Origin of the sequence: Pseudomonas sp. FeN3W, from assembly GCA_030263805.2 — a bacterium.
GTDB lineage: Bacteria > Pseudomonadota > Gammaproteobacteria > Pseudomonadales > Pseudomonadaceae > Stutzerimonas > Stutzerimonas stutzeri_G.
Genome location: CP136011.1, coordinates 688,510 through 712,289, shown reverse-complemented (window position 1 = coordinate 712,289; position 23,780 = coordinate 688,510). Strand labels below are relative to the sequence as shown.

Annotated in this window: 27 protein-coding genes; 10 read left to right on the top strand and 17 right to left on the bottom strand. The window is 49.0% G+C overall.

Annotated elements, in window-relative coordinates:
• Positions 1 to 15: 15 nt before the first annotated feature.
• The 3 genes from P5704_027250 to P5704_027240 form a co-directional block, all read right to left on the bottom strand.
• On the bottom strand, positions 16 to 738 hold the full coding sequence (locus tag P5704_027250) for a hypothetical protein (protein WOF81598.1): 723 nt from the start codon (positions 736 to 738) through the stop codon (positions 16 to 18).
• Between the two features lie 63 nt (positions 739 to 801).
• On the bottom strand, positions 802 to 1,077 hold the full coding sequence (locus P5704_027245) for a hypothetical protein (GenBank protein ID WOF81597.1): 276 nt from the start codon (positions 1,075 to 1,077) through the stop codon (positions 802 to 804).
• Positions 1,078 to 1,177: 100 nt separating this feature from the next.
• Complete coding sequence (locus P5704_027240; protein ID WOF81596.1) at positions 1,178 to 2,041, bottom strand: ribonuclease H; 864 nt, start codon at positions 2,039 to 2,041, stop codon at positions 1,178 to 1,180.
• 152 nt (positions 2,042 to 2,193) lie between these two features.
• Here P5704_027240 and P5704_027235 point away from each other — a divergent pair, with 152 nt between their 5' ends.
• The 5 genes from P5704_027235 to P5704_027215 all read left to right on the top strand — a co-directional run bounded on the left by P5704_027235 (position 2,194) and on the right by P5704_027215 (position 4,392).
• Positions 2,194 to 2,625, top strand: coding sequence for a hypothetical protein (locus P5704_027235; protein ID WOF81595.1), 432 nt, complete (start codon positions 2,194 to 2,196; stop codon positions 2,623 to 2,625).
• Positions 2,626 to 2,715: 90 nt separating this feature from the next.
• Positions 2,716 to 3,252 (top strand): hypothetical protein, encoded by a 537-nt coding sequence (locus P5704_027230; GenBank protein ID WOF81594.1) that lies wholly within the window; start codon positions 2,716 to 2,718, stop codon positions 3,250 to 3,252.
• Positions 3,253 to 3,321: 69 nt separating this feature from the next.
• A complete protein-coding gene (locus tag P5704_027225; protein ID WOF81593.1) occupies positions 3,322 to 3,711 on the top strand; it encodes a hypothetical protein in 390 nt (129 codons plus the stop codon).
• Positions 3,692 to 4,120: a hypothetical protein gene (locus P5704_027220; protein ID WOF81592.1), complete on the top strand. Its 429-nt coding sequence runs from the start codon at positions 3,692 to 3,694 to the stop codon at positions 4,118 to 4,120. Before P5704_027225 ends, P5704_027220 begins: the two co-directional genes overlap by 20 nt.
• Positions 4,121 to 4,140: 20 nt before the next feature.
• Positions 4,141 to 4,392, top strand: coding sequence for a hypothetical protein (locus P5704_027215; GenBank protein ID WOF81591.1), 252 nt, complete (start codon positions 4,141 to 4,143; stop codon positions 4,390 to 4,392).
• Positions 4,393 to 4,547: 155 nt separating this feature from the next.
• Here the strand turns inward: P5704_027215 and P5704_027210 are convergent, their stop codons facing one another.
• On the bottom strand, positions 4,548 to 6,725 hold the full coding sequence (locus tag P5704_027210) for an ATP-dependent RecD-like DNA helicase (protein ID WOF81590.1): 2,178 nt from the start codon (positions 6,723 to 6,725) through the stop codon (positions 4,548 to 4,550).
• 210 nt (positions 6,726 to 6,935) lie between these two features.
• On the opposite strand from P5704_027210, the gene P5704_027205 reads away from it, so the two are divergent.
• Positions 6,936 to 7,403 (top strand): hypothetical protein, encoded by a 468-nt coding sequence (locus P5704_027205; protein ID WOF81589.1) that lies wholly within the window; start codon positions 6,936 to 6,938, stop codon positions 7,401 to 7,403.
• Between the two features lie 178 nt (positions 7,404 to 7,581).
• On the opposite strand, the gene P5704_027200 is transcribed toward P5704_027205, so the two are convergent.
• Complete coding sequence (locus tag P5704_027200; protein WOF81588.1) at positions 7,582 to 8,085, bottom strand: hypothetical protein; 504 nt, start codon at positions 8,083 to 8,085, stop codon at positions 7,582 to 7,584.
• Between the two features lie 662 nt (positions 8,086 to 8,747).
• Between P5704_027200 and P5704_027195 the strand changes: the two genes are divergently transcribed.
• Both P5704_027195 and P5704_027190 read left to right on the top strand, forming a co-directional pair.
• Positions 8,748 to 10,634, top strand: coding sequence for a hypothetical protein (locus P5704_027195; protein WOF81587.1), 1,887 nt, complete (start codon positions 8,748 to 8,750; stop codon positions 10,632 to 10,634).
• A gap of 217 nt (positions 10,635 to 10,851) precedes the next feature.
• Positions 10,852 to 12,453, top strand: coding sequence for an ATP-binding protein (locus tag P5704_027190; protein WOF81586.1), 1,602 nt, complete (start codon positions 10,852 to 10,854; stop codon positions 12,451 to 12,453).
• A 243-nt stretch (positions 12,454 to 12,696) separates the two neighbouring features.
• Here P5704_027190 and P5704_027185 read toward each other — a convergent pair whose 3' ends face one another.
• Together P5704_027185 and P5704_027180 are read right to left on the bottom strand one after the other, a co-directional pair.
• The gene (locus tag P5704_027185; GenBank protein WOF81585.1) at positions 12,697 to 13,374 is read right to left on the bottom strand and encodes a cold shock domain-containing protein; all 678 of its coding nucleotides are present in this window, start codon (positions 13,372 to 13,374) and stop codon (positions 12,697 to 12,699) included.
• Between the two features lie 435 nt (positions 13,375 to 13,809).
• Positions 13,810 to 14,586: a fibrinogen-like YCDxxxxGGGW domain-containing protein gene (locus P5704_027180; protein WOF81584.1), complete on the bottom strand. Its 777-nt coding sequence runs from the start codon at positions 14,584 to 14,586 to the stop codon at positions 13,810 to 13,812.
• A gap of 430 nt (positions 14,587 to 15,016) precedes the next feature.
• On the opposite strand from P5704_027180, the gene P5704_027175 reads away from it, so the two are divergent.
• Positions 15,017 to 15,433 (top strand): hypothetical protein, encoded by a 417-nt coding sequence (locus P5704_027175; GenBank protein WOF81583.1) that lies wholly within the window; start codon positions 15,017 to 15,019, stop codon positions 15,431 to 15,433.
• Between the two features lie 102 nt (positions 15,434 to 15,535).
• Here the strand turns inward: P5704_027175 and P5704_027170 are convergent, their stop codons facing one another.
• Together P5704_027170 and P5704_027165 are read right to left on the bottom strand one after the other, a co-directional pair.
• On the bottom strand, positions 15,536 to 16,114 hold the full coding sequence (locus tag P5704_027170; protein WOF81582.1) for a YceI family protein: 579 nt from the start codon (positions 16,112 to 16,114) through the stop codon (positions 15,536 to 15,538).
• A 97-nt stretch (positions 16,115 to 16,211) separates the two neighbouring features.
• Positions 16,212 to 16,922, bottom strand: coding sequence for a TIGR00266 family protein (locus P5704_027165; GenBank protein ID WOF81581.1), 711 nt, complete (start codon positions 16,920 to 16,922; stop codon positions 16,212 to 16,214).
• Positions 16,923 to 17,072: 150 nt separating this feature from the next.
• Between P5704_027165 and P5704_027160 the strand changes: the two genes are divergently transcribed.
• Complete coding sequence (locus P5704_027160; protein WOF81580.1) at positions 17,073 to 17,627, top strand: hypothetical protein; 555 nt, start codon at positions 17,073 to 17,075, stop codon at positions 17,625 to 17,627.
• Here the strand turns inward: P5704_027160 and P5704_027155 are convergent.
• The 8 genes from P5704_027155 to P5704_027120 all read right to left on the bottom strand — a co-directional run bounded on the left by P5704_027155 (position 17,611) and on the right by P5704_027120 (position 23,780).
• Positions 17,611 to 18,099 (bottom strand): hypothetical protein, encoded by a 489-nt coding sequence (locus tag P5704_027155; protein ID WOF81579.1) that lies wholly within the window; start codon positions 18,097 to 18,099, stop codon positions 17,611 to 17,613. The genes P5704_027160 and P5704_027155 overlap by 17 nt on opposite strands.
• 48 nt (positions 18,100 to 18,147) lie before the next feature.
• The gene (locus P5704_027150; protein WOF81578.1) at positions 18,148 to 18,597 is read right to left on the bottom strand and encodes a hypothetical protein; all 450 of its coding nucleotides are present in this window, start codon (positions 18,595 to 18,597) and stop codon (positions 18,148 to 18,150) included.
• Positions 18,594 to 19,793: a hypothetical protein gene (locus tag P5704_027145; protein WOF81577.1), complete on the bottom strand. Its 1,200-nt coding sequence runs from the start codon at positions 19,791 to 19,793 to the stop codon at positions 18,594 to 18,596. The genes P5704_027150 and P5704_027145 overlap by 4 nt, the downstream gene beginning before the upstream one ends.
• Positions 19,786 to 20,925 (bottom strand): hypothetical protein, encoded by a 1,140-nt coding sequence (locus P5704_027140; protein WOF81576.1) that lies wholly within the window; start codon positions 20,923 to 20,925, stop codon positions 19,786 to 19,788. The genes P5704_027145 and P5704_027140 overlap by 8 nt, the downstream gene beginning before the upstream one ends.
• Positions 20,926 to 20,939: 14 nt before the next feature.
• A complete protein-coding gene (locus P5704_027135; GenBank protein WOF81575.1) occupies positions 20,940 to 22,064 on the bottom strand; it encodes a hypothetical protein in 1,125 nt (374 codons plus the stop codon).
• A 188-nt stretch (positions 22,065 to 22,252) separates the two neighbouring features.
• Positions 22,253 to 22,984, bottom strand: a complete 732-nt coding sequence (locus P5704_027130; GenBank protein WOF81574.1) for an aminoacyl-tRNA hydrolase — start codon at positions 22,982 to 22,984, stop codon at positions 22,253 to 22,255.
• Positions 22,985 to 22,989: 5 nt separating this feature from the next.
• On the bottom strand, positions 22,990 to 23,196 hold the full coding sequence (locus P5704_027125; protein ID WOF81573.1) for a hypothetical protein: 207 nt from the start codon (positions 23,194 to 23,196) through the stop codon (positions 22,990 to 22,992).
• Between the two features lie 92 nt (positions 23,197 to 23,288).
• Positions 23,289 to 23,780, bottom strand: a complete 492-nt coding sequence (locus tag P5704_027120; GenBank protein ID WOF81572.1) for a hypothetical protein — start codon at positions 23,778 to 23,780, stop codon at positions 23,289 to 23,291.

Below are 23,780 nucleotides of genomic sequence, written 5' to 3'. Positions count from 1 at the left end.
CCAAAATGACTGACCTTATTTGGTCGGGCCTCTGCGAAAACTATTTTTATCAAAACCCTTCGATGAGGCCCGCAGCACATCGCTTATTGGCTCAGCTTTCATCTCAGGCTGCTTCAGTACACCGGAAACATGCATGGCAATCTCCTGAAATGCAGAGACACCATCAACCACCTTCTGAAAATTCAGGTCTTTCAGCACAGGATTCAGAATCAGCCTGTAAGAGTCCATGTAAAAAGAGACCAGGTTGTGCTTTACAAAAAGCTCGATGTCTTCATGAACCCGATGATCTTCGGTGCGTGAAAACCACTCCCCAAGCGTCTTGGGATTTGATTTCAGGAGCCACCAGCGATCAGTCACGATCTCTTGATTAAGCTCCACCTCGCTGAATTCACTCTCGCTCCAGCGGCATTCCGGGTCGCCTTCACCATTGGCATACTCGCGCACTGTCATGGACTTGCCATTTTTCACGTGGCGCGTGACGCCTAGGTGAACCTTCCCACAAAAACCAACCAGTGCTGTGCTATGACTGTCACTGACAAGCATCGGGATCTGGTCGCGGATGCGCGCATAGAGCGCGGTGATGTCTGCTGCGGCATCATCCAGGGCGCTTCGACCGGCGCTTGACCTGCCAGGATGGTAAATGACTACAGGCTGTTCACGATTAAACACGATACCCTTGTCGATACCATAGCCGATGCAGTGGTCGTAATAATCGCGGAACGGGCTGTTGATGATCATGGCTTTCCTTCAGGTTGAAACCATACCACCTGGATTTTTGGGGTGGCTTTCGCCACCCGCGCGTCAGGCTTCGGTCTTCAGACTGTTGATGAATGTACGGTATGTAAAACCGTCAAAGCCGTGGGTTACGAATGCTTTAGAGAGGAGTTTGGCATCGCCATTGAGGTCGGCGATGAAGGAAACGTTTTTGTCATTGCCGCGAAGGCAGAGTTTTTCCAGGGTCAAGTTCTGATCGGTTGAGGCGTCCAGCTCACTGATAAGGACGGCTTCGTTTTGGACTGTGATACCTGCTTCTTTAAGGGCGTTAACGAAAGCGGTGGCACTGGCGATCTGGCTCATTGGGGTCTTTTGCTCTACTCAACTTGATAGTGTCAGCCAGGTACTGGCTGGGTTCGGTGCTATATTCCTAGAATCATCACAACCTGTCAATATAGTTCCATCAATTTAGCAAAAGATTTTTAGCCTCCCGCTTGGCCAACTGGTCAGCTCTGAAATTCTGTTCAATGCCGCTATGCCCCTTGATCCATTCGAATCGTACGCTAAGGCGCTGCATTTGCTGGTACAGGGCTTCCCATAGATCCCGGTGCGGCACGCGCTTGCGCTCGGCTGTACGCCAATTGCTCTGCATCCAGAGGTCAATGATCCGAGTGCCGGTCACAACGAAGCGCGAATCGGTGTATACGATGGCGTTTGACCGATCATCCAAAAATGATAAGCCTTTAATGACAGCTAGCAGTTCAGCCTGGTTGCAGTCTCGGCATTTCATGCCGCCTGACATTTCCGTTACCTCGCGACCGCTTTCAAGGATCACTGCCCAGCCTCCGGCTTTACCTTTGGGAACAAAGGATCCATCGGTGAACAGCTTGTGCACCATGTTTTGACCTAATGCGCATGAGCCATAATAGGCAGCGCGGCCCATCAGCTCGAAGTCATCCAGGCTTGTTGGCGTTCTAACAATGAGGCTTACCCGCTTGGAGGCCTTAGCCAGCTTGCGCCAAAGAGGCGAATTCATTGCTTCGATGCCCGCTTTGCGCCTCCAGTTGTGGCTAGCCCAGCGGCATGCACCCTGCTCCAGTGCGTAAGCCAGCGGCGCGTGATATGTCACTACCTCGACATTAACCAGCCCTGGGATAACTGCTGTGGCCTGGAGGCCTGCCAGCAAGGCGCTCAGCAGGGCTTCCATTTCGGATCCCTCGGATGCCCCCATGATCTCTTTGTTGAGGCTTGAAAAGCCACGCGCGACACATCCCCAGCCAGATAGGCTGCTGCTTGGCTTGTGGATGTTCACGTAAAGCTCGATCATTATTTCACCTGTCGACCAGGATCGATTATGGATTGGCATGGGGCTCTGGTCAATTAAAGTCATACGAACGGTTCGAAACATCTTAATTGACGCGCATGTCTGGGATAGGTATGGTTGCGATCCCTATCGGTTTAGCATTTGGAGTAGCTGACATGAACAAATTAGTGGCGGCGGTTTGCTTGGCAACTTTGCTCGCTGGCTGTGATGAAAGTGCTTCGAAATTGGCCTCATACAACCTCTCACAGGCCGCTGACAACTTCGAGATTGGCCGAAGGATTGTCTTCTACAATGGCTTCACAGGTGATTACATTCTGTCTCTTGAGGGTCGATGCTCGCTTGAGGTCGATAAGACCGATGCTCAGCTTGAAGTGACATGCAAGACAGGCCCTGATCAGTTCAAAAAGCATTATTTGGGGCTGGCTGATAATGTGACCTACTTCGCCGAGCAGCTTGAGGGCGCGTATGCGAACACCTACCACTACCGCGTGATCTTCAGGCCGCAGACCATCCTGCCGGATCTTGAGCTCGACGTAAGCCAGGATTCGCTACGGGAAGCGACCATTGCTCCACGGCGTTCTGAGTAGGTGAAGGAAGTCCCTTATTCGACTGGGCGGATATTGACAAAACCGCCCAGCCTTGTATAGTTGGTATACCAAACCAAAGGATGGCTCACGATGCGCAATAAAATCACAACCCTGATGGCTTCTGTGTTTCTGGCTTTCGTCTCTGGCTCCAGCATTGCTGCACAGCCTGTGGATTATGAACTCGCTCAGGTTGAAGATGGCCAGCTGTTGAAAATTGGAGGCACTGCCTACCGCATCAGCGCCTTGAGTAAAGGTGGTGATCACGTCTGTTTCATTACAGAGAAGGGTCTGGCGATGTGTTTTGGCCAAAATGAGCATGGACAGCTTGGCGATGGCACAACCGTCAACCGCCAGCATCCTGTTCCAGTCGCCGGGCTCGGTATTGGCGTCAAGATGATCAAGGCGTCCAAGGGCTATACCTGCGCCGTTAACGCGCAAAGCGAGGCCCTGTGTTTCGGGCTTAACAATCGCGCACAGCTCGGAAGTCACGGCAAAGAGAATCAGCTTCATCCAGCCAAAGTCGAAGGCATCAATTCTCCTGTGGTGGATATGGAGCCCTCCGCAACACGTGTTTGCGTAGATCTCGAAAACGACGAAACCATCTGCTGGGGTGATGATTTCAGTTGATCACCCTCTGGCTGACTTGTAATGTGCAGGTCAGCCATTGGATCACAACCGACAAGCGAGGCGATCAGCATGCAAAAGGAAGAAGGTGGTTACCGCACCAGCGATGGCAGTCTTTGGCTTGATCGCCACGTCGCCAGCGTTCATGAACAATCACTCGACAAAAACAAGAATTGGCAGCCTCAATCAGGCTCTGGAGCCCGTCGCGAATCTTTGCTTTCACGGCTCTCAGGGTTTCTGGCCAAGGCGGCGCTCGTCCTTTTAGCGGTCTACTTTTTGAATGTTGGCGTAAACATGGGAGGGCTCTATTGGGCGCTCATGATTATTCCTTTTGTTGTTGTCTACCTCGGCGTCGTTCTCCATCACGTGCTTCCAGCAAAGGTTTTGTTGATCATTCAGCTTGCCATTGTCGCTGTGTCCATTGGCTCGCTGTATTGGGTTTTTGATCAATACATCCTCTGACACTTGCTCTTTTCGAGTTACGGCGCCATGGGCTATAGAATACCCTAGCGCTAAAGCCCAAAATCGCTATTCGCCATCTCTCGCTTATAACGACGATGCCTTTTGGAATAAGTCAGGCGACAATAAGGGCGAGGATATTTGGCACGAAGAGCTGCTTCTTGAGGTTAATGGTGTCGAGCAGTCTGAGGACTTCTCCATCAGTGAGGATCTCAAGGACGAAGACCAGGTTAAGATCGTTGACGGCCTTGTGATGTCGAACGGCAAAGAATTTGCTGAACGAAGCTTCGAGTCTTTCTTTAAGGCGTGGCGCAAGCAGCAGAGCACGGTCTATTTGGCGGTTTCAGTCCCAAGAGACAAACAAGAAGCTGTGAGAGCTGCAATCCTCGCAGCAGGTGGCAGCGTTAAGTAATCCAATCCGAGGGAACTGGTATGCCTTCACCGATGAACACTGATGTGCCAATGACCGAGGCCCAGGCCTACGCCGTGAAGCTCTCGGCAAAAGAGGAAGACCTGCTAGTCAAGTTGGCTACCAAGCCAAACCAGCAGCTTTCTCTCCTGATCGATCAGCCAAATATTCGCGCGATCAACTCCCTGGTGCGAAAGGGGATGGCCTCCGACATTATGGGCACGTTTTGGAAGATTACGGATGCTGGAAGGCTCCGTGTGACCAAAATCTACTGAAAACGTCGCCAAATTTCATGTTTGGCTGCTACTTTCCAATGTTGCGACCGGCTACACCTCTCCAAGTTTCCGCCGAACATATCGCAATCGACCATGGCTGTCATTCGCTAGACCCTATGGATGAATCAGGTGCTTGCACGCCTAATCTGATCTGGTCAGATACGCTTGTTCAAGTGGTGAATCAGACCTGTAATCCGCTTGTCCGACGATACCCGTTCAACTGCAATCTTCATCGCCTTTTCATCCCCGGCAATGACGCAGCGGCTCTTGCAGCGAGTGATGCCTGTGTAAAAGAGGTTCCGGTTCAGCATTGTGTAATGCGAAAGCGTGCAAGGAATGAGAATGCAGGGGTACTCCGATCCCTGTGATTTGTGGATCGTCATCGCATACGAAAGACGCAGTTGCTCAAGATCGGCATAGGCGTACTCAACCAGGCGACCCTCATAATTGACCCTAAGGGTTCTGTCCTTGAGGTTAACGCTGGCCACCCTTCCGGTATCCCCATTGAACACCTGCATGTCCTGGTTATTCTTGATGTGCATGACTTTGTCGCCTTCTTTGAACTCCACATCCGTGTCGTCCTGGCGAATCTTGATTCCAGGCCCAGCACCCCCATTCAAAAGCGCCTGTAGACGATTGTTGAGGGTGATCTGGCCAACAGCGCCCTTACGCATCGGGGTAAGGATCTGAATGTCATTGAAGGGGTCGAGCTCGAAGTGCCTGGCTACGCGATGGACGAGCGACAGAATCTGCTCGGCCAGAAGGTCATCATTTTGCGTTCGGATAAACCAAAAGTCCGTATCCGATCCGTTGGTGATATTGGGCATCTGTCCTTTGTTGATCAGGTGAGCATTGACGATGATCTGGCTTTCCTTTCCTTGCCGGTAGATGTCAGTCAACCGCGTCACAGGGACTTTGCCCGAGGCGATCAGGTCGCTCAGCACCTTGCCTGGGCCCACTGAAGGCAGCTGATCAACATCGCCCAGGAGAATGAGCTGCGTCCCCATGGCAACGGCCATAATGAACCAGGCCATCAGCTGGGTATCAATCATCGAGGCTTCGTCGACAACGATAAGCTTTGCATGCAAAGGATTCTCGCGGTCGTGAAGAAACCCGTCTTTCTCAGGCGAATAGCTCAAAGCCCGGTGCATGGTCATGGCTTCCATACCGGAAGCCTGAGAGAGGCGCTTGGATGCCTTGCCGGTCGGTGCGCACAGGAGAATGTCATCCGCCGTATAGCCAAACCCTTTCATCATGCAGTCAAGCAGAGCCCTGATGATCGTTGTCTTGCCTGTTCCAGGCCCGCCCGTGATGATCGACATGCCCTCTGAGCTTGATGTCTTAACTGCTTGCCGCTGCTGCGGCGCCAGCGTGATTTCAAGTCGCTTCTCGGCATCGTTGATCAGCTTGTCGATGTTTCGGTGAGCCACGCCCTGGAACTGGGTAAGTAGTCGCTGTACCTGCTTGGCAATGTTCTGCTCGGCCTGGTACATGAATTTGGGAAAGATGACGGAGACGCCATCAATATCGAGCTCGCGAGCAAAGGTCGATTCAATCACTTGCCCAATGGCTTCGTCGATTACGTCGCCGAGCACTGCGCCTTCGCGTCCAAGCAGGTTGAATGCCTCTTTTTGCAGCGCCTGGCGAGTAAGCCCAGTATCGCCATTGACGTAGATGCCGTTGTTCAGCGAATGAATGACGCCTGCAATAATTCGGTTGGGGTTGTCCGGCTCCATGCCAGAGCGAAGAGCAATCCGATCTGCAATCGAAAAGCCGATTCCCTCAACGTCATAGCAGAGGGTGTAGGGGTTTTGCTTGATGACCTCGACGGCTTTGACACCGTAATGCTTGTAGATTTTCTGAATGTGGCGCTTGCTGAGCCCGAAACCATGCAGGAACAGAAGGATGCTTCGGAAGCCGATCTGGTCACCGATCCCTTCCGTGATCGCCTTGATGCGGCTTGCTCCAAACCCCTTAACGCGCTTGAGCTTCTGGGGCTCGTTTTCGATGATCTCAAGGGTCTTCTGTCCGAACTCGGCAACCAGGCGACTGGCGAGCTCTTTACTGATCCCCTTGATGCGACCAGCCGAAAGGTAGGCCAGGATAGCGTCTACAGTCGTGGGGATCTCGGGGATGATGCTTTTGGCTTTGAATTGACGCTCGCCCTTATAGCTTGCCCAGACGCCTGTGCATTTGACGACGTCTGCTTCATGGATGTCTGCGTCATCACCCGTTACGGCGATGGAACCTGTTGGGGACTCAAGGTCGAAGATGATGAAGCCGCTTCCATTACGCAAACGGATGCGGTTGACGATACCTGACAGTTCTTCCACGGGCACAATTCCAAAGATAAGCCATCTGTCAATAATACCCTATTGGTTATGAGTTGGCCAGTAATCAGGGTCTTTGCTTCGTTGTCTGCCGATATCCTACCGCACGAGCTGCCCTCACCTCATCGCAGGTGGCCTTGACCGGGATTGACAAAACGTCAATACTCATTTATTATTAACAAATACCAACTTGATTGCCTTGCGGTGATATCCATGGGTGTTTTGAATTCATTTCAGCAGGAACGTTCTATGGGCGGACTAGGCAAGTTGAAAAACTATATTGCTCAGTGCTCGGCAAGATTTGAGCAAAACAGGCGCAGAAAGGCAATTCTCAAGGCTCGGCGGATGGTTGACGCCAGCACCAAAGAGGTCTCTCTCTGGCGCGACTACGTGGAATATCGAGTGTTTCGCGATGTGCAGGGTGATTCTATCGCGCCAGACACTGTCCATGGTCAATCATTGACAATTCACTTCAGTGAAAAGGTCTTGCTTGAAGATTTTGATGGCGATACTCATTTGGCCCAACTGGCTTTTTGCACGGATAATCTGAATCGCTGCTTTGAGCTTAAGGGTATTCCTGGCGTGTATGCTGATCTTCGCAGGATCAATTCAGAAAAGGGTTTTGAGTCGTTGGCTAAGCACTCAGAGATGGTAAAGCTAGCCAATTCTGAATTGCTGTAGCTGGATAAGCCATGGCTGGTGGCTTTCCAGGCTCCAGCTTGGGGAGCTCTGCTGAGCTAGCAAACTAGAAACCGAACGCGCACCTGGACAGGGACGATGCTGCGCTGCGACTTTTATTAATTTTGCCGATTGTCATGTCGCAGCACATTGGTGGTCTTCGATTAAGGTATATCAGACCTCAGTCGTTCGCTAATCGTAGTCGCGTAAATGATCCGGGCGAAACATATACGGCATCAACATCTTCGCAGGGTATGTTTTGTGAAACGTACCAGCTGCCGTCATCTGCCCAGGCAGGTTCGAACCGATAGTCCCTAAATACCGATCCGTCACTCTTGTAAAGTGTCGCGTGTCGGTGATTTGCCATGAAGGTCTTGCTAAATTCCGTTGCGGTCACGCTGGGATCAAATCCCAGCCCCAGTACGTGGGCGTAGCGAACTTGGCAGCTGGTTCGTTTGCTGTTCCTGTAAAAATAGAACAAAACGGAGTATTCGCTTGTGTCTTCAATTCGGGTGCCTGTCTGGGTTTGCGTATCAATTCTACGATACACGCCCGTGACCCAATCATTCAGCGAGCTGGCTTTGTAGGCGGTTTCAAAAAGGTGGAGCGTACCCACCGCCTGCTGGCTTTCAGTTGCCTTATGCTCATTGGTTAACTCATATGGCTCCCCTGCATTGCGATACATTCCAGATGATGCCTCGATCTCTCTCGGCTGTATCTGAGAGGTGGTTCTGATTGTGCATGGCCTCAACTGTTCGAAAGATCGACCAGCCAGAATTGTTATGGGTTCTGGAGACCACTCTTCGCATTTTTTTATTGAGGACAATTCGGTTGCTAGAGGAGCTGCTGGCGACCATTTGGGGGCGATATACGTTTTTCCGATAATAGGTGCTGGTAATCGGATGATATTGCCAGCCTGCGCAGCTGGAAAAGCGATGGCGCACGCTATCAGTGTCAAAGAGCGTTTAATCATAGTGGAGCTTTTGGGCTGGGGGCATCGAGCATGAATGCTGTGAGTGAAACGGGAACGGCATCAGTGTTTCGAATTTTCTCATGACCTGCGCTCGGAATTGGTGCGTCTATTAAAGGGTGTTCGTCGTTATGTGCGTGCTGGCTGACCAGATCAGGCATGCCTACAACAGGTTCCAATCCATGGTGTTCATTTTGCTTACGCAAGCTTAGGTCATCCAGGGATCGAGATTTCCTCAATTATATCCACATGGACAAATTACGACAATAAAATGCTATTATAATGCGCTGAGCTGGTGACAACGCATGAGCAAATCCGTCGACTCATGAGTCCTCAATTTTTCAGTGTGTTATGTGTATTTTGGTTAGGAGATTCCTTTGGATTTTGTTCGCAAAACACAAGCTGGCATAAATGCCCAGTCAGCTGTTTTCGCCCTGCTTGTCTTTGTGGTGCTAACCTATGGCCTACGGTATTTCCTCCTCAGTTATTTCCCTGGCCAGGAAGATGCGAGCCTGATCGTTGAATCAATGAGTCTTGACTGGGAATACTGGCAAGGCACTGGCTACTACGAGTGGTTCAATGTGCATCCGGCTGAGAGCCCGGTCTATGACTATGAAATTCGGCCTCTGACGCATTTTATAACCTATCTGTTGCATGGTGTGGGTGGTGATCACTGGTGGGTCTTTCCTGCTTTCAATATCCTTGTTGCAACGGTGTTTGCCTTTTTCGCAGCCCGGTTGGCTTTCTCCAGTGGCAGGCATTGGTTCGTGTCAGCCTTCGGCCTGATCCTTATGGTCGCACTTAACCCGTCAAACAATATCGAGTTCTTTGTCGATTTCTCGTTTTTCCAGGTTCTTCTGTGTAGCACGGTGTTTTTGCTGCTTCGCGAGCAATGGATAAAAGGCCGTTATTTCGTAGCTGCGGGGCTCTGTATTTTAGCGGTATGCCTGAAAGAGAGCGCATGGTTTTATCCAGGCTTCTTTGTCATGCTGATCCTTGAGCATTATTACACCAGCCGTCAGCCACCTTCTTCGCGCATGCTGGCTTCGTGTCTGTGCGCTGTAATCATCAGCGCCGCCGTTTTTCTCTATATGCATCCTGGCAATCTCCTGAGTGATGATGTCTCTGTCTTTTCAATAGGGATGTATGATGATGGTCTTTATAAAACGGTGCTAAATGGCCTTTCGCGCCTGCCACACTTTGTAAATAATGAGTGGGGCCTCGTGCTCACACTCGTTTTCTTAGCGTTTATGGGCTATGCCTGGAGGGAGAGTCGAGAGTCAAGACTAGCTCTGTGCTTTGTATTACCGTCAATGGTTGCTGGCATTATCTTTCATGAGGAACTGAGGTGGACTCATGAATTGACACTGTCATGGATCGCGTTTTTGCTGACCCTTAGGGGTGATGTGTACAGATCGCTGTGGATTGTCACCATAATTGGCTGGTCAGTATCCAGCATCCCGCGTCTATCCCACGAAATCAGTGCTACACGCAATTACGCCTACTATACGACCGATTATCAAAAGCCTTTCAAAACCGCCCACCTGCTGACAAAGGAGGCCAACGAGAGAGGTATTGATACCTTGTTGGTCGTTAATGACCCGCTGCGCATGAATGGTGACTATTTCTCTGTACTGGCAGGCGCTCGGCTCAACTGGGTAACTCTGAACAGTATCGACTATCCGCATGATGCAAGCGCGCCTGGTGAGTATCCATTTCTAGCTGACGAGGGTTTCGTGGTTGGCGATGCGGGAAGCTTCGCGTTTATGGGATTTAAGGGGAAAAACTCGGACAGGTGGATGCCCCAGAAAGAGTATGGAAATGACCGAAAGATCATTGATCACTTTTTGCCTGGAGGTGAGTCAGGGAAAGACTTGGGTGTCGTTGATTTTTTGCGAGCTGATGCCGATGTTGTCATTTCGCCACGTAATCCAGTCGATGATTCGGTTGCGTATGCCTATTTCTGGAGAGACAGTAAAGACGCTTGGCTGTTTTTCAGGGATGGTGGAGCTGACAGGATTGCCATGGTAAGCCCGTACGCCACATTCGACGGTTCTGGCTATCAGGTGGATCTCCCTATTATTGATTGTGAGAAATTCAAAATTGAAATACAAACAGGGCCCTCTAAGGGCGTTCGTCAGGACGGTTGTCGCGTAACGGGTCACCTCGCGGCGGGTGATTTTCTGAGTGTATCTCTCGTTCAAGATGGGCATGTCCAGTGGGGCTACGTCATGCGAACGCCTCCAGAATTGAATGCTGAATAGCGTTAAAGGGACGCAATGCCTTTCCGCTTACCTGATGGGGCCCGTGATCACATATTCGTTGCAAGGTCTTTGATTACTCAATATACTAGAGCAACGTATGAGCCTGCTTGGCCGGTGCGACATAGCCATAATAGGTTTAAGGGCTCCTCATGCAGCACTGAGGATGCCATCATCATTCATTTGGCCAGGAATTGGCGTGATCTAAAGGAAGTCTGATATGTCTTTGACCGTCTCCCAGGAACTCATCAACCATACAACCGACTCTGCATTTGCCCGTAGCCGTGGCTTAACGCAGATGATCGACCGCGAGATTGTCGTAGAAACATTTGGGCTTGCAGAAACGTGCCTTATCGATCTTGTCGAGGCAGCCAATCATGTTGGTGACACAAAAACAGCACGGGCAATCGAGGCGATCATCGGCGCACGCAAGGGAAAGTTTTCAAAAATCCCAAGCTTCAAGGCGTTTAAGGGTATGCTTGATGCTTATGTGCAGGAACACTTGATTGATGGCTGGATTTATGTAGAGCGCCAGGATGGAAAGATCTATCCAGAGCTCATCACGCGAATTGCGTTTGATGATGGCACCAGCCGTCGTGGTAGCGACAACCCTCAAGTGGCCATTTACACCGCGTTCCAGGGAAGCGGGGCTTCTTCGGATCGGGTTGCATACGGTATTCAGTCAAGCAGACACACCTTCTCGCCACAAAGCGTTGTACGCAAGTCTGTCGCAGATGTGTTGCTCGATGCTGGTATTTTTATCGAGACCCATGCACTCAAGCAGCAGTACATGGAAAGCCTTGACCGCTATAAGGCTCATATTCGCGATAAATTCACAGAGCAGTTTCGGGTAAATGGTAAAGCATTGAGCTTCGTGGAAGACAATTACAAGCGTCGAAACGAAACACTCGCTGACCGCAAGGCTATTCACGATCTTTCGCAAGCTGATTACGGCCCCTATGTTGAGTTTGCGGAAACCGCTCTATTCGAAGATGGCGAGCAGGATGCAGGTCTACTTCCAGAGCATCCGGTGGTTCGGCTATTTGATCTCAAAAGCCACGAATTCTACTGGGTGCACAGCGACAACCTGGAGCCGTACCGGTATGACAAGTCGCTGCGCGATAAGCTCGTGCTGCCGAAATCCCACCGCGACCTGCTTGATGTCCTGACCAGTGATCTGGATGCATTCGTGGGTGACATTATCGAAGGCAAGAGCGCCGGCAACGTCATCCTTTGCAAGGGTATTGCGGGGGTCGGCAAAACCCTGACCGCTGAAGTTTACGCTGAGTTGATCGAACGCCCTCTGTACTCCATCCATGCGGGCAATCTGGGCACGACCGCTGAGCGTATCGACAAGAGCCTTCAGACGATCTTCAGTCGGGCAAAGCGATGGGCCTGTGTGCTTCTGCTTGATGAGGCAGACGTCTTTGTTGTTCGGCGTGGCAACAACATCGAGCAAAACGCCATCGTGGCAGAGTTTTTGCGCACCCTTGAATATTTCGATGGGTTGATGTTCATGACGACAAACCGCCCAGACGACATCGATGAGGCCATCATTTCTCGCTGTGCAGCAATCATTAACTACCAGGCGCCAGGGCGCGACGACGCAGGATCGATTTGGCGTGTAATGGCAGATCAATACGGGGTTGAGCTGCCTGAAACGCTTGTGACTGAGTTGCTTGACCTCTTCCCAACGATTGCGCCACGGGATATCAAGATGCTATTCCGCCTCGCTCTGCGTGTGGCAAAAAGCCAGGGAGATGAGCTGACAATCGAAACGTTCCGTCGCTGTGCAATGTTCCGTGATGTTGTGATGTCGTGATGTCGTGATCTGAAAAAGGCCTCTTGTGGGGCCTTGTTGTTTCCATTGGAGCTTTTGGCGTAACCTCCTGGCCATGCCAGAGCGGCGCCAGAGGGGCGATCCCGGTAGTGTGACTGCCACCCAAGGTCGCAGTCACTGGCAGCCAGAGCAATTCGTAATCCAGATTCAGGTAGTGGCTGGCGAGGCTTCCTCGCTCAAATGCAAAGAAGTGGCTTTAAGTGCCTTGCGTCCTGCGAAGAGTGATTAACTAGCAAGAAGTACAATCAGGCAAACGACAACAAATGCGACCATGATGAATAGGCCAAATCCTCCACTCGATTCCTGCCTTGCTCTTTGAGCCGAGAGAGCCTTTTCCATCTCTACAATCTTGTGTTCGGTTGCCTCTGCGTGCGGAAGGCATTCATTATTGGCTGCCTCCGCTTCTTCTTGTGTTTCGTACTCAAAATCGCTGAAATACACGCCGGCAAGGCCACTCCATGAATGCATGGTGTAGTTGTAATTACCTTCGCTGAACGTCCTTTTGTGCAGTGTCAGATTGACCAGGCAATTGGCACCAGCCATTTTTACGCAGTTGAATAGCTCGTCCTTGGCGTCGCTCGGGGACTTGTACCATTGAGACTGGATTCTTGCCAGATAATGCTCGCCTTGAAGGTCTTCATGGCTGAATACATGGTCGCCCTCCCTCCCCACCAAGAACTTATGGGCAGCGGATCTTCCCGAAAAACTAGGCACAATCTTGATGCGCGTTGCTCTCATCCCTTTCGGCCCTGCCTCTGGCTCGAAAGTCACTTTCTTGCCAATGGAGAGGCTCTCGTAGCTTTCTCCCTTGAGCATGCTGCGCGGAGAGAAGTGATGCGAGACCCCATTGTCATTCCTGACGAATCCATAGCGTTCGGTGATTGAGACGATGGTTCCTTGCATGAGGTCAGTCCTGGCTGGTTGTTGGGCTGCATATTAGCATTCTGTCAATTCACCTGCAATAGATTCAGAGTCATCTATCGATCATTTTCAGGCTCAGACACCTTCTCCCGTGTTTCCTGGTTGGCTGCCTTGGGTTGATGGTGATCAGACGCTCCCATTGGGTCAGTGGACTCGTGCGGATTGGTAGCTGCCATTTCTGCTTTGTGCTTCTCCATGAGTTCTGAATGGTATTCATTGTGCTTCTTGAGTATTAGATACCCCCCACCAGCATGGGCAGAAACCGTTTGAGATAGAAAAAGGATTGCTAGAATCGGCTTAAAGTATTTCACTGAATATTAACCATTTTGATTTTTTCTTAAATGAAGAGTATTGGTGAGAGTTGCAAGCATATCAACATCATGAAGAACATGCAGGAATCCTATGAATGTGCTGCTATCACCTCACCCAAACAGTCCAGGCAAAGTTATCAATTGTCGCCGCGTACCCTACACCGTTCATAGAAAATCCACGCTTTACAGTGATTGTATTTCTTGCGCTAAATGCCCATGTGTAAAGCATTCCGCCCGTCTTATCGAGTGTTAAGGTATTGCTCCACTCATTCCCGGCGCCGTAATCGCCTGCGGTAACGCTCTCTGGATCGTGCCCACTGTGATGAATGGTGTTACTTCTGTGAATGTGGTACTGACCTTTGGCTCCGGTCACCAATGTCTTAGGGATTTCTCCAGTGCTGTACTGGTGGTCGATGAAATCTACAAAAGAAGCATCAAGGTCTTTGCCAAATGCTATTTGACTATGAGCTGGAATTTGGGAGGTGTTAAGCGTAAAACTGCGCTTGGTATTCAGTGATGGGTCGTAGTCGCTTTGCATACCCTCGTTCCAGTTGCTTAGGAAGTCGCCCTCAAATTGAGCGACAACCATCGTCCAGCCTCCGCCGCTAGACACCATGTCGCAATAGACGCTCATCTCTGATCCATTAATAGCCAAATCATATAAGCCGCTGGCAGAAGACGGCTTGCTTTGTTTAATTTCAAGGCATGACGAGTATGTGGTTGGCGCTTGAGGCTCTTCTGGTGTTTCGCTTGCAGGAGGTGTCGGGTTAGCAGCTGGAGCTTCTACTACAGGCGCGCTCATCCGTAGAATATTCGCCGCATTGGAGATCGAGGGGATCGATGCTATAATTACTAGCAAAAACACACTGTGCAAACTATTCATGATGAGTCCAGACTTGTGAGTTATTTTTGAATAATACTCTTGGGATGAATTATGCGCAATTGAGAAAAGGCGCTTTGGTGGTTAAATTTGAGCCGAAAGGTGTTGCTGAGAAGTCTTGGGTAATGCACTACATCGAAAATTTGCCGAAGGCAGCTTTCATTTCGTTAATATAATCATTGATTATGATTTTATAATTTCCGCCGAAGGCGACCTTATTTGGGCGAACAACGTGAGCCTACAATTCTACTATCCTGTCCAACCTTATTAATTTTACAATGCTTTATGCAGTGTTTTTAATTATTCAATGCTTTATCTAATCGCATTGTCTTTATATGTAGTGTGACTTTTCTTTAATTTTTAAAATCCTTTGTACGCAAACGCCTAACCATACGCAATTCATTTCGATGATTAGGTGAAGGATTTGGTTGCAATGAATTCAATATGCTGTATGCTTTTTCAGGATGCAAAGCTTGCCCACGCCAATAAAAACTATAAAGTAGGCGATTTTCTAATGATGAGAACACCTGGTTTCTTGGGATTTGGCCCCACCACCTTTTTGAAAGCAGCGATGTTTTTTGGGCTTCTTTCCTTGAATGGATGCGCGTTTATTGAAGGCAAGCCTACAAAGACAATTAGAAACGATGCAACTTTCGTTGTTACGCTCGTCGATTCAATTGATTACAGGCCTGGGATGGATGCATATGGGCTCACGAAATGCGTGGGGAGTGTTTGTGAGATCAAGCTACTCAAGAGTCAGTACCCCTACTGCCTAACTCATGAAATCCGCCATGTTTTTGAGGGCGCCTGGCATGCTGGGTACGAGACGACAGAAGATTGCTTGAATTGAATTGAATTGAATTGATTCCTCACCTGTCCAACCTCCCCGCTTTGCTTTCCCTTCCCAAAGAAAAGGGCGCCCTAAGACACCCTTTCACAATGAAATGGTTAATCAGTTTTTTCTGACACCCTCAACTGAGATTGTCAGAGTAACCTCTTCAGAGGCTGGGCCAAGATTGGTTTTGATGCCAAAATCAGCAAGATTGATCGACGTCGTTCCTTCGAAGCCCGCCCGATATCCGCCCCATGGATCTTTACCCTCACCAATAAAGGATGCGTTGATTGCAATTGGCTTGGTAACGCCGTTGAGCGTCAGATCCCCTGTGATGTCTGCCCTGCCCTCACCCGTGCTTTTGACGGATGTTGAATTGAACGTGGCAGTTGGGTACTCACCTGTATTCAGGAAGTCATCGCTACGCAGGTGCTTGTCCCGCTCAGCATGGTTGGTATCAACGCTGGCTGTCTTGAGGGTCACATTGACAGTGCTGGCCTCAGGCGTGGCGGCATCGAAACTAAATTGGCCATCGAAATCCTTGAATGTGCCGTACAGCCAGCTATAGCCCAGGTGGCTGATTTTGAAGTTGACGAATGCGTGTTGACCTTGTTTGTCGATCTGATAGTCAGCAGCCATCGCGGTTGATGACATAGCCAGTACGCTTAGGCCAATGGCCAGGAGAGTATTCTTAAGCATGGTGGAGCTCCTTGGTTGTGATGGATGTCAATATATCCAAATGGATTGATCAATACAGCTCAATTGCTTGATTGTTTTGATCGCAAAAACCGATGCTTTAGCTGTTTTGATTGGGAATCAGTGAGCGAATATAGGTTTCGTATGACAGTAGGTTTCTCGAAGCAATGTAGACATCTCCTTTCCCGGTAAACCTTGTGACCAGGTACTCGCCAGACATGGCCGTGCTGACCATTCTGCCAAAGATCCCTTTCTTGCTCGACGCGGTCGTTACCCGATAATCAAGCCGAGTATCCCACGCAACGATATGGCCATTATCTACAACGATTTCCTGACCCGGCTCTACCGTGACCTTAACAATCTGCCCAAAGCCGCTCAGGCACAGCTTGCCGCGCCCCTCTGTGCGCATGACAACGATTCCACCTGTACTCCCAAAAAACGCACCTAGGACGCTGGAATTGAGCCGCTGACTGGTACTTACCGTTGCCTCAGACGCCATATAGCATCCCGAGTTGAGAAAGAATTGCTGCTCACCGACTTCGATGATTTCGATATCCCCAGGCAATTGCGGCGCCAGCAGCGCCTGGCCTGGTTTGCCTTTGTCAGCTTTGAGAACTTGCTGAAAGAACGACTCATCGCTAAACAGGTTTCGAGCCAATGACGAAAAGAAGCCGCCCTGCATTCGACCTTCAACCGATACCGCTCCGTCTGTCATGACCATGGAATTGGATTCGGCAACAACGGCGTCACCCGGCTCAAACTCAATGGAAAGCAGCGGATCCCTACCTTCAAGTACGCTAAATGTTGGCATTTCAGAATTCCAGGTGTGTCAATACAGATAAATTGAACTTCAAGGTTAACATCACCGCCTGTTTAAGTGAAATCCCTACCTGACAAACCTCAAAGCTTGCGCACGAGCGACAACGCTGGTATACTGCACATACTTAATGGAGGACTTCTCATGGCTGACGTTTATAGCAACGATCCGGTAATCAAGGTAGAAAAGCGCACTTTTGCCGTGACACAGCGGGCAGGCGACGAGTTAGTCATTAACAGGTTTGAGAAAGAAGTGGTGACCCTGCGCGAGGTCATTGCATCTTTCTCGCTGCTCCATCGTGGTGTGGTGATCAAGGAGCTTTCGAGCTATTGCGACACGACCGGGTACATGTCTGCAATCGAGTCTGCCGCGTGTGATATCCCCGGATTGCTTGAGGCGTACCGAATTTCGCCAGAAGACACGCTGGTTCTTGCGCTGCGGCTATCCATCAGCGACGCGCTGTACCTGCCTACGGGTGTGGCAGAGCAATACAATCAGGTTCCAAACGATTGGTATCTGTCGTGCCCTCCCTATGAAAGCGAAAGCGCGACCTGGTTGGGTCAAAATGGGCTCATGCTGAACGAGCCCACTGTGATCATGGATAAGGAAATCATCTGGATTTCACAGCTTCGTCTGGATGTGCTCAAGAATCTGCGCAAGCAGTACATGGATCTGTATCCGATCAACCTCGGGCAATAATAAACTCGCTGTAAGGGAGCTTATCGACAGCCAGAACTTCGTCGACGAGCTCCCGTACAAGCTCGATCCGATAGGCTTTTTCGTCTAACGGCTCAAACAGCTTCAGGAAGTTCTCGTCTACAAACATCCTCTTTCGCTCGGAGAAGTATGGGTGGCCATCGTCATCGACCGCGCCAACCATGCATTCAACCTTGGCAGTTCCGTCTCGCTTGACGATAGCCATCATCAAGCACCCCTGAGTCACATCAGAACCATCCTGATAACTCGCCTCGAATAATAGACCGTACGCAACGGCATCCTGGCTACCAACATAGCCCTGCGTGATGGTCATTGCTGAGGAGCCTGGCGTGTTCAGAACCCGATAACCATCTTCATGAAACAGCATTGCCGTTAAGCCAATTGACTCACCAGCCAAAACCTTGCCAATTAGCTGAGACAGTTCAGTCTCCATTGCAATCTCAATACCCTTCATGCGAACCCCTAATTCGTTTAGGGGATCTTAACACGGTTTCTAATCAGATCAAATTGTCAAATCAGTTGAGCATTCAAGCCTACAGGCTTTAGGTGCCAGATCTTCAAACCTCCTGATCCAGCGCTTCACCCTAGGAAGGCAGGAAGCCATGGACTCACGATAGTCGATATTAACCAGCGCGATGGGATCCTGATGGTGAGCAACGTCTCCCAGACTAGCCACATCTCCTTGGGTCAGATTCAGATCGAGGATTGCCCCTTTTCTCATTACGAAAACATGATTTTCATTGCCAGCAAGACGCCCGCCAAATAGTTCACGCGCCAGCAGCGCTGCGAACTTGCAGCTTCCAGATCGATCAGGCGAGCTGATCATTCTTTCCGCATTTCGCTCGGCCCATAATTGATCAAGCACCAGGTTGGCCAGGCGATGAGTCTCTGATGTCAAGGCATAACGCCCTGGGTAGGTTCTCGCGACGTCTTTTTTGCTCAGGGCGCTCATAGCGACAACTCGCTGTTTATTATGACCCTGGCTGATGCTCTCGACGCCTTGGCCGCTTCGAGCACCTGTAGCCCAAACGCCGATTGAGCAAGTACGCCCAACAATTGCTTGGCTGTTGATGTGGATTCTCTCCTTATAGATGTGAACAGTGCGTCTGCGTAAGACGTGATTGCTACCGATGAGCTTTTGGTGTCTTTATTGATCAACCCAGCGAGGCGTAAATAACACTTGCTATCATCGTTGAATATTTCAAGAATTGGCGAGTAGCCTTCAACATGCTCTAGTTTTAACTTAAGCTTGATCATACTGGCCGCACTAAAAACCAATGTACTTAAATCAACCTTCGAATGGGGATCATCTGTGAAAATGTTTTTGAGTCGTTTCTCCATTTGCTCGTCAGACAATAAAAGGCCGAACTCGGCGTGCATCCATTCGTAATCATCTAGATCACGCGCGCTGTGGTAGAAATTAGCAAATAGGGCATTTGCCGTATTGAAATAACCAAGGCCGAGAAGCTTAGGCAGCAATCCGTGCTCTAGGTTTAAAAAACCATTGTTTGAATTAAGTTTTATTTTACTCGCTAGAAAAATAATAGATTCCGCAATCGCGCTATCGATTAGGCTCTTGTGCTCTGACTGCCTAAATTCAAAGAGAATATTGCACAGATCTTTCAGTAGTGTCCTATAAACCCCAGCGCTAACATCAAGTTCTGGAAAGGAGTCTTTCACATGATTGAGCATTGTGATCACGAGAGACGGATCATGAATAGCTCTTTCGGCTATTGTCAGTGCATGCCTTGAACTGCTTTCATAATCAAACTGATTGGCGCAGTTTTTGAATGATGCGCTAATGTAATGCAAAGCCGCTTCAGGGTTTTCGTGTGCGCTTGATGTGCCGATTTGAGATAGAGCGTGAGGAAATCGTCTGATCACTTCTTTAAAAACTATAGGATTTATTTGGCCGATGTTTAATGTGCTACCTATATAGGCAGAGGCCTTCTTGTGAACGTCAAATGTCCATATTCCCTCTTGATTGGCTAATTCTAGGAATTGAAAGTATTCTTTTATTGACTCGTCGATTACTTCGAATGGCGCCTCGTCCGTAATAAGTGCCGATATGTACGAACCAAGAGAAAATAATCTATCATTAACAGTGAGAGCATTCTTCAGATATTTCTTCATAATTTCCTCAAACATTTAATTCGTGATTAAGCATAAGCCTGGAAAATTTTCCAGACTCCCTTGCGTATTGTTGAAATAATACGCCATTGTCATTCGAATCAAACAGTGTGAGCAATTTAGACCTTGACCTTTCGTTCATGTGAGATAATTTGCCAAACACAGCATCAGCATAACTTTTAAATGCGTCATCTAAAGTTTTAGGGTAAGTGCTTGTTGCTATAATAACTTGCTCCAGCAGGGGGTGGTGTTTATCAGCAACACGATTGAGTATCTCAGAATACCCTTCAGAGTCACCCTTGGTCAGCTTTAGTTTTATAAGTCCGGCAGCCGGGAAAATAGAATTGGCTGGCGCCAAATCAATTTTATCCAAATTAGAAGCTTCGCTTCCATACACCCCGTGATCCCGATAGATATTTAGATAAGTATCAACGTCAGCAGGAAGAAAATTTAGGTATTTATATGCTGATATGCCTGCAAGCTTAAAATTTGATGATAGTAAATCATCAATTACTTTATAACGAATTTGTGCAGGGCTTTTCTTGTCATACCCCTTGGCAAAAAGCCTCGCTGCACATTTGTCCATATCCTTTGTGCTAATGCCCTTATCATCTGCATGCATAAGAATCATATTCGCCACATTCACAACCACATCCTGGAGAGCAATTCCGCATAATTGGTTGCAATCCGAATATTCATTGAGCATAGAAATAGCTAGCAGTGTAAAATCCGGGTCAGATACATGGCGGGCTAGCGTGTTAATAGAGTTCAGGGCTTGCAAAAATCCGAATGAACTAACAGCATTCAACATGATGCTATTTATGCAGATGTTGGCGGCTCTGACATCGCCCATGCGTATCTCAGCATAATCAATGCGTTCGCAAGCCTTGGGAAACGCCTTGAGAAGATCTTCAAATAACTGGCTGTGCATTCTCCCTATGTTTATTGCACCCCCAACCTCTTCGGAAATATTCGCATGTAATGCGTCGGTGCAAACCCCCATCTCGCCCAACATTTGTCTTAATCTTAGGTAATCAACCAGCATGGCCCGATCATATCGGCAATCATCTTTAATTTGATGTACGATTGAATCTCCTATAGCCAGAAGCTCTTTTCTCCTACGCTCGACCCGAGCAATTGCACTCATCATGTATTAACCCCTTTCTACAGCTCAAAATCTGATGAAATAACATGCTTAGCTGAAGCCCGATCTTTACGCGCATGCCTAAGCATCAGCTTGCCCCCTTCCGTCTCGTCTAGAATCTTGATTATCTTGCTAATGGAGCCTGACTTAATGTTATTAATCAAGTCAGCGTTACGAAACAATGCCTTAGAGAATGCTATTAATGGTTTTTGGTATTCAAATGAATCTTCTATGCATATATTTAAATAGAAAGATACTTCCGCTGTCGTAGACCAGCCAGCCTGAAAGAATTTGTCATAGCCATCAACATCCCCCCTGGCGAATTTTAACCTAGTTAACTCTGCCAGGTATTCATAAGCTTCTTCGTCACCAATATGTTCGTTTACGAGCGTCGTTATCTTATCTTCACTCAGATCACAACCATGCGATTTATATGAATTTTCAAAGAATAGACTGTCATTAATAATGAAATTGCAGCGAGAATAAACTGTTTGTGCAATATTATAAAATTTTGAAGAGAGCAGCTTGGCCAGCGTTTTGGTTTGAACGTTAGGCGCATCTTTAGCGATTAAGTTAAAGGCGTTAATAAACTTTTCAGAAATTTTATCCACATTATCTGTTTTTGATGTTTTGATTTTCAAAAGGCCTTCAAGCATGGCTGAAAGCACTGCTTCCGTATCTTCATTATAGAGGTCACCGCCTGCAAAATATTGGCTAGCGAGGTCGACTGCTTTAAGGTATCCCTGTGGACTTCCAACCTTAGCGGCAATCTTGAAACACTGAAGAATGGCCGATTCCTTGTAGCTGTTCCCGTTTGAACTGACAAACCTTGCTTCAAGTAATGGCAGACGCTTATCGATATCCACCCCGATAAAATCAATTGATTTACTCGTAATAGGGAAAGATGCCATCAACGTTTTTAGACGGTTTGCAGAGATCTTATCAATGTCAATTTCATGCGCCAGCAGATCACTCAATAAAATTTCACAGTCAAATCCAGCTTTTTTAGATTTCTCAATCAGCGATTTTCCGTCATCGACAAATCTCTGAAACTCCTGGTCGCTACTGGTGTATATTGCGAGATCTCTGGAAGCGGACGTTATCCACTGATGCAGATCACGAGAAATAGTATTTTTGCTAATCATTGGTTTGGCGCTCTTTTATTTTAAAGTATGCGGCAACACCATGTGGCTTAACAACATGTGTGTAGAAACTAATCTTTTGCGGCATCCGGCCATAGCAATATTTGCCATTTATTGACCACGAGAAAAAGAAAACCCCTCAATCTTTCGAGAGAGGGGTCTTCCAGGCGGGGGAACAACGTCCGATGTCGTCAGAGCAACCTTAGCTCAGCCAGCGACCGAATGCCAGCCGGATGCTCAGGCCCTACAACAATCAGCCTCAGACCTGCGTGCTGAGTGACCGATACGTGGGCACCCTCGCCCTCAACTGCCACCTGAATACTGGTAAGCGAGTCGGCATCCTGAGTGCTTAGGGCCACCTTGCCAAAGGCCCCTAGTAGCCAGTCCCGCATGGCGGGGTATAGTGAAAATTCAATCGAATATCCATCGAGCCTGGGTTTGAACAGACTGATGAGGTGCGCCACTGTCGCCACGCAGCCTGCCGCCATCGCATCGACCTTGCTCATGGGTGCGCCAGCAGCAGGCTTGGCGATCACAAACCATTGCCGAGCAATGAGCTCTCGCGGAACATCGTCAGGCACCACGAGCTCGAAAACTCTGCGCTGCTCATGCAACCCGATGGCACCACATGTCAGGGTCGGGACACCATGAAACTCAGTGCGGCCACTGTCTACGATGCAGCCATCGATGTTGCTCGACATCGCGTCGAGAAGCGATTGTTCGTTTGAGACCAAAATAATGCTTAGCTCCGGCTTTTCGGCAAACGCCTTGAGCGTTTCATAGCCCGCATTGCTGATCATCAGAGCTTCCTGGCTCAACACGCAAAGATCCAATACTCGCTTCATGACGGCATGCGATGCCTGAGCGACCATCTTTCCCTTGCGCATGTTCAAGTCGTTGCGCATGAATACCTGAAGCTTCATGCGCCTTACTCGTTTTCAGCCAGAGCGTCGCGACCGGCGTCAGTGATCTCAATGTATTCGCCGTCTTCACAAACGACTGCCAGACCTTTGTCGATCAGCTTTGCACGAACCTCGCGATCACGCACCGAATCATCTTCGTAAATGAATTGACGACCTGCTGCGGAGCAATCCATTTCAATCAGAGCGGTGATCTCTAGTTCCGACAATTTCACAACCATTACCTCATTTAAGTGGCGTCCACTGCGGAAGCCTTGGGACGCACTATAGAAACACCTTGCCGTCTTGTCAATAAAGTCGTAACACATTAACAGCAGCTTAACTGGAACCGCTCTGGCGGAGTTGCAAGATCATGCAGCACTTCGAAATTGACAAAGGCCTCTTGAAGGCCAGTCTTATCAGGCACGGAGTAAACAACACGGTACTGCGCCCTGCTGTCGTATATCTCGGCAATCACAACGTCCCGCATCGCTCCGTTGATGTTGACCTTATGCATGCTCCCAGGCTGTAATTGAGCGATGACTCCATGTCTTCTGACCCATGCCTCAATGGTTTGATAAAGCGCTATTGCCCTGATTTCAGTCAGGCCAAGAAATGACTCGATGACCTCATCAGAGATTTCCCAGCCCATGTCGTCGAGTTCTTTGAGTGCATCAAAGGTGTTTCTGGCATGCTGAATGGCATTGGCGACATCATCAAACCAGTCTTCCTTGGCCAGCGGGTCGGTAATCAACATGCGAGCCGCAATCTGGCAGGTTTCTTCAGATTGCAGCGTGGGCCTTTGAAATTGGTTTTGCAT

What these genes read in the sequence shown, in the direction of transcription:
- P5704_027250 (WOF81598.1), bottom strand. Translation starts at nt 738, where the DNA reads ATGATCATCAACAGCCCGTTCCGCGATTATTACGACCACTGCATCGGC.
- P5704_027245 (WOF81597.1), bottom strand. Translation starts at nt 1,077, where the DNA reads ATGAGCCAGATCGCCAGTGCCACCGCTTTCGTTAACGCCCTTAAAGAA.
- P5704_027240 (WOF81596.1), bottom strand. Translation starts at nt 2,041, where the DNA reads ATGATCGAGCTTTACGTGAACATCCACAAGCCAAGCAGCAGCCTATCT.
- P5704_027235 (WOF81595.1), top strand. Translation starts at nt 2,194, where the DNA reads ATGAACAAATTAGTGGCGGCGGTTTGCTTGGCAACTTTGCTCGCTGGC.
- P5704_027230 (WOF81594.1), top strand. Translation starts at nt 2,716, where the DNA reads ATGCGCAATAAAATCACAACCCTGATGGCTTCTGTGTTTCTGGCTTTC.
- P5704_027225 (WOF81593.1), top strand. Translation starts at nt 3,322, where the DNA reads ATGCAAAAGGAAGAAGGTGGTTACCGCACCAGCGATGGCAGTCTTTGG.
- P5704_027215 (WOF81591.1), top strand. Translation starts at nt 4,141, where the DNA reads ATGCCTTCACCGATGAACACTGATGTGCCAATGACCGAGGCCCAGGCC.
- P5704_027205 (WOF81589.1), top strand. Translation starts at nt 6,936, where the DNA reads ATGGGTGTTTTGAATTCATTTCAGCAGGAACGTTCTATGGGCGGACTA.
- P5704_027200 (WOF81588.1), bottom strand. Translation starts at nt 8,085, where the DNA reads ATGTATCGCAATGCAGGGGAGCCATATGAGTTAACCAATGAGCATAAG.
- P5704_027190 (WOF81586.1), top strand. Translation starts at nt 10,852, where the DNA reads ATGTCTTTGACCGTCTCCCAGGAACTCATCAACCATACAACCGACTCT.
- P5704_027185 (WOF81585.1), bottom strand. Translation starts at nt 13,374, where the DNA reads ATGCAAGGAACCATCGTCTCAATCACCGAACGCTATGGATTCGTCAGG.
- P5704_027180 (WOF81584.1), bottom strand. Translation starts at nt 14,586, where the DNA reads ATGAATAGTTTGCACAGTGTGTTTTTGCTAGTAATTATAGCATCGATC.
- P5704_027175 (WOF81583.1), top strand. Translation starts at nt 15,017, where the DNA reads ATGAATTCAATATGCTGTATGCTTTTTCAGGATGCAAAGCTTGCCCAC.
- P5704_027170 (WOF81582.1), bottom strand. Translation starts at nt 16,114, where the DNA reads ATGCTTAAGAATACTCTCCTGGCCATTGGCCTAAGCGTACTGGCTATG.
- P5704_027165 (WOF81581.1), bottom strand. Translation starts at nt 16,922, where the DNA reads ATGCCAACATTTAGCGTACTTGAAGGTAGGGATCCGCTGCTTTCCATT.
- P5704_027160 (WOF81580.1), top strand. Translation starts at nt 17,073, where the DNA reads ATGGCTGACGTTTATAGCAACGATCCGGTAATCAAGGTAGAAAAGCGC.
- P5704_027155 (WOF81579.1), bottom strand. Translation starts at nt 18,099, where the DNA reads ATGAAGGGTATTGAGATTGCAATGGAGACTGAACTGTCTCAGCTAATT.
- P5704_027150 (WOF81578.1), bottom strand. Translation starts at nt 18,597, where the DNA reads ATGAGCGCCCTGAGCAAAAAAGACGTCGCGAGAACCTACCCAGGGCGT.
- P5704_027145 (WOF81577.1), bottom strand. Translation starts at nt 19,793, where the DNA reads ATGTTTGAGGAAATTATGAAGAAATATCTGAAGAATGCTCTCACTGTT.
- P5704_027140 (WOF81576.1), bottom strand. Translation starts at nt 20,925, where the DNA reads ATGATGAGTGCAATTGCTCGGGTCGAGCGTAGGAGAAAAGAGCTTCTG.
- P5704_027135 (WOF81575.1), bottom strand. Translation starts at nt 22,064, where the DNA reads ATGATTAGCAAAAATACTATTTCTCGTGATCTGCATCAGTGGATAACG.
- P5704_027130 (WOF81574.1), bottom strand. Translation starts at nt 22,984, where the DNA reads ATGAAGCTTCAGGTATTCATGCGCAACGACTTGAACATGCGCAAGGGA.
- P5704_027120 (WOF81572.1), bottom strand. Translation starts at nt 23,780, where the DNA reads ATGCAAAACCAATTTCAAAGGCCCACGCTGCAATCTGAAGAAACCTGC.